At 67.5% G+C, this 12,438-nt stretch carries 13 protein-coding genes; 8 read left to right on the top strand and 5 right to left on the bottom strand.

The genetic code is table 11. The features are described 5' to 3' along the window. Nucleotides 1-19 precede the first annotated feature (19 nt). The gene (miaB, locus tag Q0907_RS14980) at nt 20-1,456 is read left to right on the top strand and encodes a tRNA (N6-isopentenyl adenosine(37)-C2)-methylthiotransferase MiaB (RefSeq protein WP_299346296.1); all 1,437 of its coding nucleotides are present in this window, start codon (nt 20-22) and stop codon (nt 1,454-1,456) included. A gap of 56 nt (nt 1,457-1,512) precedes the next feature. On the opposite strand, the gene Q0907_RS14975 is transcribed toward miaB, so the two are convergent. The 5 genes from Q0907_RS14975 to Q0907_RS14955 are packed head-to-tail and all read right to left on the bottom strand — an operon-like array spanning nt 1,513 to nt 5,597. Next, nucleotides 1,513-1,884, bottom strand: a complete 372-nt coding sequence (locus Q0907_RS14975) for a hypothetical protein (protein ID WP_299346294.1) — start codon at nt 1,882-1,884, stop codon at nt 1,513-1,515. A 34-nt stretch (nt 1,885-1,918) separates the two neighbouring features. After that, nucleotides 1,919-3,004, bottom strand: coding sequence for an ABC transporter permease (locus Q0907_RS14970; RefSeq protein ID WP_299346291.1), 1,086 nt, complete (start codon nt 3,002-3,004; stop codon nt 1,919-1,921). Beyond that, nucleotides 3,001-3,927, bottom strand: coding sequence for an ABC transporter ATP-binding protein (locus Q0907_RS14965; protein ID WP_299346365.1), 927 nt, complete (start codon nt 3,925-3,927; stop codon nt 3,001-3,003). Before Q0907_RS14965 ends, Q0907_RS14970 begins: the two co-directional genes overlap by 4 nt. Nucleotides 3,928-3,940: 13 nt before the next feature. Then, nucleotides 3,941-4,900 (bottom strand): HlyD family efflux transporter periplasmic adaptor subunit, encoded by a 960-nt coding sequence (locus tag Q0907_RS14960; RefSeq protein WP_299346288.1) that lies wholly within the window; start codon nt 4,898-4,900, stop codon nt 3,941-3,943. Then, nucleotides 4,890-5,597 (bottom strand): TetR/AcrR family transcriptional regulator, encoded by a 708-nt coding sequence (locus Q0907_RS14955; protein WP_299346285.1) that lies wholly within the window; start codon nt 5,595-5,597, stop codon nt 4,890-4,892. The genes Q0907_RS14960 and Q0907_RS14955 overlap by 11 nt, the downstream gene beginning before the upstream one ends. A gap of 151 nt (nt 5,598-5,748) precedes the next feature. On the opposite strand from Q0907_RS14955, the gene Q0907_RS14950 reads away from it, so the two are divergent. The 7 genes from Q0907_RS14950 to Q0907_RS14920 all read left to right on the top strand — a co-directional run bounded on the left by Q0907_RS14950 (nt 5,749) and on the right by Q0907_RS14920 (nt 12,397). Further along, nucleotides 5,749-6,042: a hypothetical protein gene (locus Q0907_RS14950; protein WP_299346283.1), complete on the top strand. Its 294-nt coding sequence runs from the start codon at nt 5,749-5,751 to the stop codon at nt 6,040-6,042. A gap of 29 nt (nt 6,043-6,071) precedes the next feature. Beyond that, entirely contained in the window at nt 6,072-7,058 is a 987-nt protein-coding gene (locus Q0907_RS14945; RefSeq protein WP_299346280.1) for a PhoH family protein, read from the top strand. 92 nt (nt 7,059-7,150) lie between these two features. Next, nucleotides 7,151-7,639, top strand: coding sequence for an rRNA maturation RNase YbeY (ybeY, locus tag Q0907_RS14940; RefSeq protein WP_296278803.1), 489 nt, complete (start codon nt 7,151-7,153; stop codon nt 7,637-7,639). 4 nt (nt 7,640-7,643) lie between these two features. Beyond that, nucleotides 7,644-8,228 carry a hypothetical protein gene (locus Q0907_RS14935; RefSeq protein WP_299346277.1) on the top strand — a complete coding sequence of 195 codons (585 nt, stop codon included), beginning with the start codon at nt 7,644-7,646 and terminating at the stop codon, nt 8,226-8,228. 40 nt (nt 8,229-8,268) lie between these two features. After that, the gene (locus Q0907_RS14930; protein ID WP_296278805.1) at nt 8,269-9,144 is read left to right on the top strand and encodes a transporter associated domain-containing protein; all 876 of its coding nucleotides are present in this window, start codon (nt 8,269-8,271) and stop codon (nt 9,142-9,144) included. Beyond that, nucleotides 9,137-10,315, top strand: coding sequence for a DUF4105 domain-containing protein (locus Q0907_RS14925; RefSeq protein ID WP_299346274.1), 1,179 nt, complete (start codon nt 9,137-9,139; stop codon nt 10,313-10,315). Before Q0907_RS14930 ends, Q0907_RS14925 begins: the two co-directional genes overlap by 8 nt. 45 nt (nt 10,316-10,360) lie before the next feature. Continuing rightward, on the top strand, nt 10,361-12,397 hold the full coding sequence (locus tag Q0907_RS14920) for a glycoside hydrolase family 97 protein (protein WP_299346272.1): 2,037 nt from the start codon (nt 10,361-10,363) through the stop codon (nt 12,395-12,397). The last annotated feature ends 41 nt before the right edge of the window (nt 12,398-12,438 follow it).

Raw genomic sequence — 12,438 nt, 5'->3', positions numbered from 1 at the left:
CCCGACTGGATTAAGCGCCATGACCGGGACGCAAGCCCCCGCACTGCCGACCACGGCCGGCCCTGCCGTGACCGACCCCGCACTCGTCCCCCTGCCCGTTGGCCGCGCCCGCGCGCCCGATCAGGTGCGCGGCAAGCTGTACATCAAGACCCACGGGTGCCAGATGAACGAGTACGACTCGGCCAAGATGGCCGATGTGCTCGCCGCCTCCGACGGTCTCGAGCTGACCGACAACCCCGAGGAAGCGGACGTGGTGCTGGTCAACACCTGCTCCATTCGCGAGAAGGCGCAGGAGAAGGTCTTCAGCCAGCTCGGCCGCTGGAAGGCGCTGAAGGCCGGCGGCCGCGACGTCATCATCGGCGTCGGCGGCTGCGTGGCCTCCCAGGAAGGCGAGGCGATCGTCAAGCGCGCGCCTTACGTGGACCTGGTGTTCGGCCCGCAGACCCTGCACCGCCTGCCGGAACTGATCCGCGCCCGCCGCGAACAGAACAAGCCGCAGGTGGACATCAGCTTCCCCGAAATCGAGAAGTTCGACCGCCTGCCCGAGCCGCGCGCCGAAGGTCCTTCCGCGTTCGTGTCGATCATGGAAGGCTGCTCGAAGTACTGCTCGTTCTGCGTCGTGCCCTACACCCGCGGCACGGAAGTCAGTCGGCCGTTCGAGGACGTGCTGGTGGAAGTGGCGCAGCTCGCCGCGCAAGGCGTGCGCGAGATCAACCTGCTCGGCCAGAACGTCAACGCGTACCGCGGCCCCTATGGCGACGGTGAGGTCGCCGACCTGGGCCTGCTGATCCGCACCATCGCTGAGATCGACGGCGTCGGCCGCATCCGCTTCACCACCTCGCACCCGCTGGAGTTCAGCGACTCGCTGGTGGATGCCTACCGCGACGTGCCGCAACTGGCCAACTTCCTGCACCTGCCGGTGCAGGCGGGCAGCGACCGTATCCTCTCGGCGATGAAGCGCGGCTACACCGCGCTCGAGTTCAAGCAGAAGATCCGCAAGCTGCGCGCGGTGCGGCCCGACATCTCGATCAGCTCGGATTTCATCGTCGGCTTCCCCGGCGAAACCGATGCCGATTTCGAGAAGACGATGAAGCTGCTCGAGGATGTCGGCTTCGACCAGAGCTTCAGCTTCATCTACTCGCGTCGCCCTGGTACGCCCGCCGCGGACCTGGAAGACGACACGCCGGACGCCGTGAAGCATGCGCGCCTGGAGCGCCTGCAGCAGCACATCAACGCCTACGCCGCGGGCATCTCGCAACGCATGGTGGGCACGGTGCAGTCGGTGCTGGTGGAAGGCCCGTCGAAGAAGAACCCGACCGAGCTGACCGGCAAGACCGAGAACATGCGCTCGGTGAACTTCCCCGGCCATCCACGCCTGATCGGCCAGTTCGTCGACGTAGTGATCACGGAAGCGCTGACCAATTCGCTGCGCGGCCGCATCGCCGGCACCGACTGACGTCGCACCTCAGCCGACGGCAGGCAGGGGCACGCCGTCGCGCTCGTTGTCCCAGATCATGTGGATGATCTTCCAGCCATCCTTTGGATGCTGTTGATGCCGCGGCGTTCCGCCACCGCATCGCCGGGCGCGTGGCGGGCCTCGTAGGCGCTCCAGACGTGGGCGATGTTGCCGAACACGCGGATCTCGCGCCCGGTCTCCACCTCGAAGAAATCCATCTCAGCCAGCATAGCGTCGGCGTTGGCACGGTATTCCGCCAGCGAGAAAGACAGCCGCCATGGCGTTCCCTGCGCATCCACGCCCGTGCGGATCTGGCGGCAGTCGGGATGGAAGACATCGTCCTGCGTCGACCAGTCGCGCGGACCCGCCGGACCCGAGATCATCGCGTACATGGCATCCACCACCGCACCGATCGCTGCGTCGTCCATCGCTCGCCCCTCTTGCCGGAAGGTCGCCAGCCTATCAGTCCAGCCGCTTGCGGAACCGCAGGATCGCCGCCGTCATCATCACCGTGGTGAAGGCCAACAACGCGAGCACATCCGGCCACAGCTCCCACAGGCTGGCGCCGCGCAGCATCACGCCGCGGATCAGGCGAAGGAAATGGGTCAGCGGCAGCGCCTCGGCGATCCACTGCACGACCTGCGGCATGCCGGCGAACGGGAACATGAAGCCGGACAGCAGGATCGATGGCAGGAAGATGAAGAACGTCATCTGCATCGCCTGGAACTGCGATTTGGCGCCGGTGGAGATCAGCAGGCCGAGCGTCAGGTTCGCGACGATCAGCAGGCAGGCGGCGATGTACACGTGCAGCAGGCTGCCACCCAGCGGCACCTGGAACAGCCACATGCCCAGCGCCAGCACCACCGTGGTCTGGACGAAACCGATGGCCACGTAGGGCAACACCTTGCCGATCATCAGTTCCGCGCTGCTGACGGGCGTGGCGATCAGCAGTTCCATGTTGCCGCGCTCGCGTTCGCGCACGATGGCCACGCCGGTGAACAGCACCATCGTCATCGTCAGGATCACGCCGATCAGCCCCGGCACGATGTTCACCGCCGAGCGCCGCTGCGGGTTGTAGAAGCCGACCACGCTGATCGTGCGCGTCGCCAGCGGGCTACTGCTGCCGTCCAGCGGCATCTGCGCCAGTTGCGCGGCCGCGCTCTGCACGGCGTTGTCGCTGCCGTCGACGAAGATCTGCACGGCTTCGCGGCCTTCCGCACGGCGGCGCTCGTAGTCCGGCGGGATCACCACGCCGATGCTGATCTCGCCCCGGCGCATCGCCTGCACGAGTTCCTGCGGCGTCGCAGCTTCCTTCGTCGGGGTGACCACGCCGGTGGCGACGATATCCATCACCAGCGCGCGCGACGCGGCCGTGCGCGACTGGTCGGCGATGCCGGCGGACAGGTCGCGCAGGTTGGTGTTGATCGCGTAACCGAACAACAGCAACTGCATCACCGGGATGCCCACGATCATTGCCAGCGTGATGCGGTCGCGCCGCATCTGCCGCAGTTCCTTCACCATCACGGCCATCAGGCGGCGGGACTTCATGCGGCCTCCTCGCGCGCCGGCTGGCCGCGCGTGGCGGAGACGAACACGTCTTCCAGATTGGCCTGCGCCGCCGACACCTCCGCGCTGATGCCAGCCGTGCGCAGGCCCTGTGCGATGCGGTCCGCGGCCTGTCCATTCTCGGCCAGCAGCACGCGCAGCACGTTGCCGATCTGCGCCACGCTGATCACGCCGGGCAGGCCGACGAGGACTTTCTGCGCCTGGCGCGGCTCCGGCGCTTCCACGACCAGCGTGCGTCCGGCGAGCTCCCCCGTCAGCGCATCGGGCGTGCCGTCCGCCACCAGCACCCCACGATCGAGGATGGCGATGCGATGGCAGCGCTCGGCCTCGTCCATGTAGTGCGTGGACACCAGCAGCGTGGTGCCGGCGTCGGCGAGCTCGAAGAGCTTTTCCCAGAAATCGCGGCGCGATTCGGGATCGACCGCGCTGGTCGGTTCATCGAGGAACAGCAGCTCCGGCGAATGGATCACAGCACCCGCGAGCGCGAGGCGCTGCTTCTGCCCCCCGCTCATCGTGCCGGCCAGTTGCTTCTGCCGGTCCTGGAAGTGGTACTGCTCGACCAGTTCATCGATGCGACGCCGCGCCTGCGCACGCGGGATGTCCTGCACCGCGGCGAGGAACTCGAGGTTCTCGCGGACAGTGAGGTCTTCGAACAGCGAGAACTTCTGCGTCATGTAGCCGATCCGCGTGCGCAGTTGCTCGGCTTGATCCGGGATACGCAGGCCCAGTACTTCGATGTCGCCCGCGGTCGGTGTCAGCAAGCCGCACAGCATCCGGATGGTCGTGGATTTGCCGGAACCATTCGGCCCAAGGAAGCCATAGACGTTCCGACGGGGCACGTCGAGGTCGACGTCGTTCACCGCGACCAACGCACCGAAGCGCTTGGTCAGCCCGCGGACGCGGATCGCCAGTCCCTGGTCATTCGTCGCCATCGGACACCACCTGCAGGGGCGCGCCCACTGGCAGGCTGGCGGCGTCCTTGCCCAGGCTGATTTCAGCGAGATAACTCAGGCGCGCGGCGTCCTGGCCGGTCAGCGCGAAGTACGGCGTGAAGCTGGGCTCGCTGCGGATCATCCGCACGCGGCCTTCGTGGATTGCGGCCTCGCCCTCCAGGCGCACGCGCAGCGTATCGCCGACTTTCAGCCGGTTGCGCAACGCCTGCGGCAGGTACACGCGCGCATACGGCGCGTCGCCGACCAGCATGACTGCGAGGGGCGCACCGACCGGGGCTTGGTCACCCAGCTTGTAAGGAAGGCTGTCGATGCGGCCCGCACGTGGCGCGACGATGGTGAGCTTTTCCAGTGTCACCGCCTGCACACGCGCCTGTGCATCCGCCGAAGCGACGGCGGCCTCGCCTTGGGCGACCTGCTCGACGCGCGTGCCGTGCTCCAGTTCCAGCAACGCAGCCTGCGCCGCGCGCACCTGCGCCTGTGCGCTCTGCGATGCCGCGCGCGCACGATCCACCTCGGAGGCCGCCACCAGGCGCTGGCGTCCCAGCGGTTGCAGGCGCGCGTAATAGGCATCCGCATCCCGGACTTGTGCCTGCGCAGCGGCCAGGCTGGCACGCGCCTGGGCGATGGCCTCGACGCGCGGGCCGGCGCGCAGTTCTGCCAGGGCTTCGCGACTCTGCGTGGCTTGCGCCTGTGCGGCGGCCAGTTGCGACTGGGTGCGCGCCAGTTCGAGCTGCAGCAACGGCGCGCCTGCGGCCACCTGCTGGCCTTCGCGCACGTCGATGCGCACGATCTTCTCGGCGACCGGCGACGGCAGCGTCACCCGGTCCCACTCCAGCGTGCCGAGCGCCTGCGGCGCATCCGGCTTGCAGCCGGCCAGCACCATCAGCGCGATCGCGAGGGTCGCGCGGGTCGGCTCATTTCGCATGGTCGAGCTCCAGGCCGCGGTCCAGCAGCACCAGCGTGTGCCGGCGCAGGTCGTCGAAATCGATATCGTCGGCGCCGAACAACTGGCGCCAGATCGGTGCGCTCGCCATCGGGAACATGGTCAGCCCGATCAGCGACACCATCAGCAGGCGGGGATCGAGGTCGGGGTTGAGTCGTCCGGCCTGCTGTGCGGCGGCGAAACGACCCGCCATCATCTTCGGGAGCAGCGGGCCGACCTGGCCGATCATCACCTCGCGCAGCGCGCCGCCCTCGCACAGGATTTCGCGCACCCACAGGGTCGGCAGCCAGGGATGCTGCGCGACCACGCCGCCGATGCCCTGCACGAACCCGGCCACCAGCCCCGCCACGTCGCCCTCACCCGCCTGCATCACCGGTTTGCGCATCTGCGCCACCACCGGCAGCAGCCGCTCGGCCACGACCGCCGCTTGCAACTGGGCCTTGTCACCGAAGTAGTAGTGCACCAGCGCCGGGGTCACGTGGGCTTCGCTGGCGATATCGCGCAGGGAGCTGGCGGCGATTCCCTTCCTGACGAAGCAGCCCAGCGCGGCGTTGAGCAGCGTCTCGCGGAGATCGGCGGATTCGGCGGTCGGGCGACGGCCGCGCGCGCGCCTGTGCGGCGTGGCGGTCGTTGTGCCGTTGGCGGCCATGTCGGTCTTGGGTGGTTTTGAAGAGGTCATGACTTTATTTAATTTATTATTTAATTAAATTTCAAGCGACATCCGACGAGCGGCGCGTGATGGTCCGCCTCATCGCCGCCGGGTTACGCTGCCGCCCGTCCTTGTATCCAACGGAATCGCCGCCATTTCCCCCGACAGCCCGCGCCTGTGGGTGTTCACCCTTGAAGCCCGTCCGCAGCCCGACAGCCCTGATTTCGTGGAAGCCGGCGGGGCCTTCGTCACCTGCTACCTGCGCCCGGATTTCGTGCCAGATCCGATGCATCGCGCCATCGCCTTCGTCCGCGAACAGGGATGGGAGGTCGTCGCCGTGGAGGACGAACCCGTGCGGATCGAGCGCCATGACGCGCCGGAGGAGGAACACTTCGACCAGGCCCTCGTCGACGACGAGGTCTACGTCTTCCACCAGTGGCCGGTGGACGACGCGGACGAGCACACCCGTCACTAGCGCCACGCCTTGAGACCCCTGCCTGCCCCATGACCGCACCCAGCCACCACGAATTCACCCTGCAACCTGAGAACGTCGAGCGCCTGGCCAACCTGGCCGGTCCGTTCGATGCGCACCTGCGCCAGATAGAGCTGCGTCTGGGCGTGGAGATCGCCAACCGCGGCGCCATCTTCCGCGTCACCGGGCCGGAGAAGTCCGCTGCGGCGGCAGAGAAGCTGCTGCATGCGCTGTACGAGGAAACCGCCAGCGAGACCTTCGACAGCGAAGCCATCCACCTGCGACTGAACGCCGCCAACGTCGACCGCATCGCCGACGAGGACTACGAGCCACAGGACGTGGCCATCAAGGTCAAGCGCGGCACGGTGCGCGGCCGTGGCGCCAACCAGGCCAAGTACCTGCATGCCATCGCCACCCACGACATCAACTTCGGCATCGGTCCGGCCGGCACCGGCAAGACGTTCCTGGCCGTGGCCAGCGCCGTCGAAGCATTGAACGAATCGCGCGTGCAGCGCCTGATCCTGGTGCGCCCGGCGGTGGAGGCCGGCGAGAAGCTCGGCTTCCTGCCCGGCGACCTCACCCAGAAGGTCGACCCCTACCTGCGCCCGCTGTATGACGCGCTGTACGAGATGCTCGGCGTGGAAAAGGTGGTCAAGCTGCTGGAGAAGAACGTCATCGAGATCGCGCCGCTGGCCTACATGCGCGGCCGCACGCTCAACGACGCGTTCGTGATCCTGGACGAAGCGCAGAACACCACCATCGAACAGATGAAGATGTTCCTGACGCGCATCGGGTACGGGAGCACCGCCGTCGTCACCGGCGACCTGACCCAGATCGACCTGCCCAAGCACCAGAAATCCGGCCTGAAGGACGCGCTGGAGGTACTGCGTGGCGTGGACGGCATTTCGTTCAACTTCTTCACCAGTCGCGACGTCGTGCGCCATCCGCTGGTGGCGAAGATCGTGCGGGCTTACGATGCACGCGACGGCAAGGACGCGGAGACGGAACCGGCCGCGTGACGACCGCAGTCGAGCTTGCCCGACCGCTTTGCCCCGCAGGATGATGGCGCCACGAGCAGTCGAGCGGGCTCGACTCTACCGAGACATACCCCATGACCCAAGGTCCCGTCCGCCTCGAAGTCGCCGTGAACTACGCCCTGCCGCGTGTCGGCATCCCGTCCGCGGTGAGTTTCCGCAAGTGGGTGGCGGCGGCGCTGAAGGGCCGCATCCGTGAGGCGGACCTGGCCATCCGCATTGTCGACAGCAAGGAAGGCCGCGCGCTCAACCGGCATTACCGCGGGCGCGACTATGCGACCAACGTGCTGAGCTTCCCGGCGGAGATGGCGGAAGGCGTCAAACTGCCGAAGGGCGTGAAGATGCCGCTGCTCGGCGACCTGGTGATCTGCGCGCCGGTCGTCGCGCGCGAAGCGAAGGAACAGAAAAAGCCACTCGCCGCGCATTACGCCCACATGACCGTGCACGGGACGCTGCACCTGCTCGGCTGGGACCACGAGGACGACAAGGAAGCCGAATGCATGGAACAGCTCGAGCGCGGGATCCTGGCCGAACTCGGCATCGCCGACCCCTACGCGGAAGACTGATCGCATGCGTCGCACGTCCTTGTCCGCCCCGTTGCTGGCGCTGCTGCTCCCGCTGTCCGCCACCGCGCAGGACGCATCCGTCGACCTCGCCGCCCTGATCGAATGCCGTGGCGACCTGGCCCGGCTCATGGCGTTGGCGCCGGCGCTTGAAGACCCGTTGAAGGCGGTCGCCCAGGGCTGGCAGCCGTTGCCGCAGGCGAACATGTTCATGACCGAATACCGGCTGGCGTCGCCGATCCGCGTGTTCGGGCACCAGACCGCCCACATCGCGTTTTCCGGCGGAGGCGTGGTCGCCCTGCTGGACCTGCCCGATCCACGTCCCCTGGCCAGGCAACTGGCGCTGGAGACCGCCATCGACACGCCCGAGAAGGCGATGTTCGGCAAGGAAGTCCGCAGCGAGGAAACCGTCGACCCGGACACCGGTAAGGTCATGATCGACTCGGCGGTGCTCAACGTCAGCAACGTGTCGTCGCACCCGGGCAAGACCCTCGTCGGCTGCAGTTACAGCCTGGACCTGCTGGAGGACGAGCCCGCGGACACGCCTGCCGACCCCGGCCAAGCGCCTGCGCCAGCGGTCCAACCGGGTTAGACTGGCCGCCACGCCCCGCACGGGCGACCTTTCCGAAGAGATGTCAGAAGACGACAGTACCCTCGCGCCGGATGGCTCCGACAAACCGTCGGAGAAGCGGCGCACCTGGCTGGACCGCCTCAGCTCGGCGTTTTCCGGCGAACCCAGCACACGCGACGATCTGGTGGCCATCCTGCGCGATGCGCAGTCCGACGGCCTGATCGCGGGCGACACCCTGAAGATGATGGAAGGCGCCATCGCGGTCGCTGACCTGACCGTGGGCGACGTCATGGTGCCGCGCGCGCAGATGGTCTCGCTGCCGGTGGAGGCGCGCTTCCTCGACCTGATGAAGGATGTGGTGGAGTCCGGCCATTCGCGCTTCCCGGTGCATGGCGAGAACAAGGACGAGATCCTCGGCATCCTGCTGGCCAAGGACCTGCTGCGCGGCGTCGTCGCCGACAATGGCCCGGGCAGCGTGCGCGAGTTGCTGAGGCCCGCGGTGCTCATTCCCGAATCCAAGAAGCTCAACCTGCTGCTGAAGGAGTTCCGGCTGTCGCGCAACCACATGGCGATCGTCGTGGACGAGTACGGCGGCGTGGCGGGCCTGGTGACCATCGAGGACGTGCTGGAGCAGATCGTCGGCGAGATCGACGACGAACACGATGACGCCGAGGACGGTGCCGCACTGATCGCGGCGCAGGCCGACGGCCAGTTCGTCGTGGATGCCTTGACGCCGATCGCCGATTTCAACGAGCGCTTCGGCGCCGACTTCCTCGACGACGAATACGACACGGTCGGCGGCCTGGTCACCGCCGCCATCGGCCACCTCCCGGAAACCGGCGAGGAACTGACACTCGGGCGCTTCATGTTCCGCGTGGCGCGTGCCGATGCGCGGCGCGTGCACGCCTTCCACGTCGGCGTGCTGGCCGATGCGTAGCGCGGCCACGCGCCTGGCGCTGCTGGGCGCACTGTGGTTGCTGGCGGCGACGGCATGGGCGCAACCGCGGATCGGCGTGGCGACGATGCAGCCGGGCGAGGTGTTTTTCGAGCGCTTCGGCCACAACGCCATCGTGGTGATCGATCCCGCCAGCGGCGATGCGATCTCGTACAACTTCGGCTTCTTCGATCCGGGCGAAGCGGACTTCGTTGGCAACTTCGCCCGCGGCCACATGATGTATTACCTGGTCGCACTGCCGTTCGAGCAGGACCTGACGCAGTACCGCGACAGCGGACGCGGCGTGTCGCTGCAGTGGCTGGACATCGAGCCCGAGCAGGCGCAGGCGCTGGCCGATGCGTTGGCCGAACGGGCCAAGCCCGAGAACGCGCGCTACCGCTACGACTACTTCACCTCCAACTGCTCCACCCAGGTGCGCGACGCGCTGGACGCCGCGCTCGGTGGCCGGCTGAAATCCCAACTGGCCGGACGCTCGCGCGGCAACACGTTCCGCAGCGAGGCCGTGCGGCTCGCCTCGCCGGCGACGTGGATGTGGCTGGGCTTCGACCTCGGGCTGGGTCCGAATGCGGACAAGCCCATGTCGCGATGGGAGGAAGCGTTCGTGCCGATGCGCCTCGCCGACAGCCTGCGCGAGGCGAAGAATGCCGCGGGTCGACCGCTGGTGCAGGCGGAGATGCAGTTGCTGCCGCACCGCATCGCGGCAGAGCCTGTCGAGACGCCCCGCCGCTGGCTGCCGTGGCTGGGTGCGGGCGTGCTGGTTGCGATCGTCATCGCACTGGCGGGTCGACGCTGGCCGCGCGCGCTCGTCGCCGTGGCGCTGCCGTTCTGGCTCGTCTGCTTCATCGGCGGCTCGCTGCTGGTCTATCTGTGGGGTTTCAGCGACCACTGGGCCGCGTGGGCGAACCGCAATCTGCTGCTGCTCAATCCGTTGTGCGTGCTGCTCATCCCCGGCGCAATTGCCGTGCTGCGCCGCCGCACGCCGCCGCGCTGGTTCGGCTGGTTGCTCGTGGCCATCGGCGCGGGTGCGCTGGGCGCGTGGTTCCTGCACTGGCTGCCGTTGCGGCTGCAATACAACCAGACATGGATCGCCCTGCTGCTGCCGGTGCACCTGGCGCTTGCATACGTATTCATGCCGCGACGCTTGTCGCACTGAGCCCCGCCACGCACGATGCGGCCCTCTGCCTATCGCGAGGGTCGCATGCTCCGTTTCCTCTCCACGTTTGTCGTGCCCCTGACGGTCGTGTTCGCCGTCGCCGCCTCCGCGCACGCCGGTCCCGGCCCACGCGTCGCCTCGCCGGACGGTTCCCTCGTCGTCGAGCTGTCCACCGACAACGATGGCCGCCCCGCGTACGCGGTATCGCGCAAGGGCCAGCCGGTCATCACACCGTCGCGGCTCGGCTTCCTGCTGCTGGACGCGCCGAAGTTCGAGCGCAACATCGAGATCGTGCAGCCGCGTACGCGCGCGTTCGACGAAACGTGGGAGCAGCCCTGGGGCGAGCGCCGCTTCATCCGCAACCACTACAACGAACTGACGGTCACGCTGAAGGAGAAGGCCAAGCCCTTCCGCAGCTTCGACGTGGTGTTCCGCGTGTTCGACGACGGCGTCGGCTTCCGCTACCGCTTCCCGAAGCAGCCCGGCCTGGAGCAGGTGAAGATCAGCGAGGAGCTGACCGAGTTCTCGCTGGCCCGTGACGCGACCGCGTGGTGGATTCCCGCCGGGGAATGGAACCGCGAGGAATACCTGTACCACCGCACGCCCGTGCAGCAGGTCGGCGATGCGCAGACGCCGATCACGTTCAAGTTCGAGGACGGCACCCACCTCTCGATCCACGAAGCCGCGCTGGTCGACTACAGCGGCATGAACCTGACCCGCGTCGAAGACCGCAAGCTGAAAGCCGCCCTGACACCGGGCATCGGCGAAGGCAAGGTGGTGCGCGCCGCGCCGTTCGACACGCCCTGGCGGACGCTGCTTCTGAGTGATGACGCCGCCGGTTTGGCGATGTCGTCCCTGACCCTCAACCTCAACGAGCCCAACGCGCTCGGCGACGTGTCGTGGGTGAAGCCGATGAAGTACGTCGGCGTGTGGTGGGAGATGCACCTGGAGCTGAAGAGCTGGGCCTCCGGCCCCAAGCACGGCGCCACCAACGAGAACGTCCGCAAGCACATCGATTTCGCCGCGAAGCACGGTTTCGGCGGCGTGCTCGTCGAAGGCTGGAACGTGGGCTGGGACGGCGACTGGTTCGGCAACGGCGAGGATTTCAGCTTCACGAGGTCGTATCCCGACTTCGACCTCGAAGCGCTCAGCCGGTACGCCCGCTCGAAGAACGTGGTGCTGATCGGCCACCACGAGACCTCGGGCAACGCCGCGCACTACGAGTCGCAACTCGATGCCGCGTTCGACCTGTACCAGCGCGTCGGCGTGCCGGCGGTGAAGACCGGCTATGTGGCCGATGCCAGCCAGGCCAAGGTCACCGGCACCGACGGCAAGCGCCACTATGCGTGGCACGAAGGCCAGGACATGGCACGCCACCACCTGAAGGTGGTGACCGAGGCGGCGAAGCGCCATATCGCCGTCAATCCGCACGAGCCGATCAAGGACAGCGGCCTGCGCCGCACGTATCCGAACTGGATCACCCGAGAAGGCGCGCGCGGCATGGAGTTCAGCGCCTGGGGCCAGCCCGGCAATCCGCCGGAGCACGAGGCCAACCTGGTGTTCACCCGCCTGCTCGCCGGGCCGATGGACTACACGCCGGGCATCTTCGGCATGAAGACGCGCTCCACCGACGGCATTGCCACCACCTGGGCCAAGCAGCTCTCGCTGTATGTCGTCATCTACAGCCCGCTGCAGATGGCCGCGGATCTCCTCGAGAACTACGAGAAGAACCCGGCGCCGTTCCAGTTCATCAAGGACGTGCCGGTGGACTGGGACGACACCCGCGTGCTGAACGGTGAAGTGGGCGACTACGTGACCATCGCCCGCAAGGAGCGCGGCGGCCCGAACTGGTATCTGGGTTCGCTGACCGACGAGGACGGACGCACGCTGACCGTGCCGCTCTCCTTCCTCGACGAAGGCCGCCGTTACACCGCACAGATCTACCGCGACGGCGACAAGGCGAACTGGAAGACCGCGCCGCAGGACATCGCGATCGAGGAGCGCAGCGTGACGCGTGGCGACACGCTGACGCTGAAGCTGGCACCGGGTGGCGGCCAGGCGATCCGCTTCGTCGCCCAGTGAAGTGGACCTGGTTGTGGGAGCGACGTAAGTCGCGAACCGGG

The sequence above is a fragment of the uncultured Pseudoxanthomonas sp. genome (assembly GCF_947498795.1).
GTDB lineage: Bacteria > Pseudomonadota > Gammaproteobacteria > Xanthomonadales > Xanthomonadaceae > Pseudoxanthomonas_A.
This window is presented reverse-complemented; position numbering and strand designations above follow the sequence as displayed.

Coding starts and splice junctions, on each gene's coding strand:
- Q0907_RS14945 (WP_299346280.1), top strand. CDS start 6,072: ATGACCGCACCCAGCCACCACGAATTCACCCTGCAACCTGAGAACGTC.
- Q0907_RS14935 (WP_299346277.1), top strand. CDS start 7,644: ATGCGTCGCACGTCCTTGTCCGCCCCGTTGCTGGCGCTGCTGCTCCCG.
- Q0907_RS14960 (WP_299346288.1), bottom strand. CDS start 4,900: ATGCGAAATGAGCCGACCCGCGCGACCCTCGCGATCGCGCTGATGGTG.
- Q0907_RS14930 (WP_296278805.1), top strand. CDS start 8,269: ATGTCAGAAGACGACAGTACCCTCGCGCCGGATGGCTCCGACAAACCG.
- Q0907_RS14970 (WP_299346291.1), bottom strand. CDS start 3,004: ATGAAGTCCCGCCGCCTGATGGCCGTGATGGTGAAGGAACTGCGGCAG.
- ybeY (WP_296278803.1), top strand. CDS start 7,151: ATGACCCAAGGTCCCGTCCGCCTCGAAGTCGCCGTGAACTACGCCCTG.
- Q0907_RS14975 (WP_299346294.1), bottom strand. CDS start 1,884: ATGGACGACGCAGCGATCGGTGCGGTGGTGGATGCCATGTACGCGATG.
- Q0907_RS14925 (WP_299346274.1), top strand. CDS start 9,137: ATGCGTAGCGCGGCCACGCGCCTGGCGCTGCTGGGCGCACTGTGGTTG.
- miaB (WP_299346296.1), top strand. CDS start 20: ATGACCGGGACGCAAGCCCCCGCACTGCCGACCACGGCCGGCCCTGCC.
- Q0907_RS14955 (WP_299346285.1), bottom strand. CDS start 5,597: ATGACCTCTTCAAAACCACCCAAGACCGACATGGCCGCCAACGGCACA.
- Q0907_RS14920 (WP_299346272.1), top strand. CDS start 10,361: ATGCTCCGTTTCCTCTCCACGTTTGTCGTGCCCCTGACGGTCGTGTTC.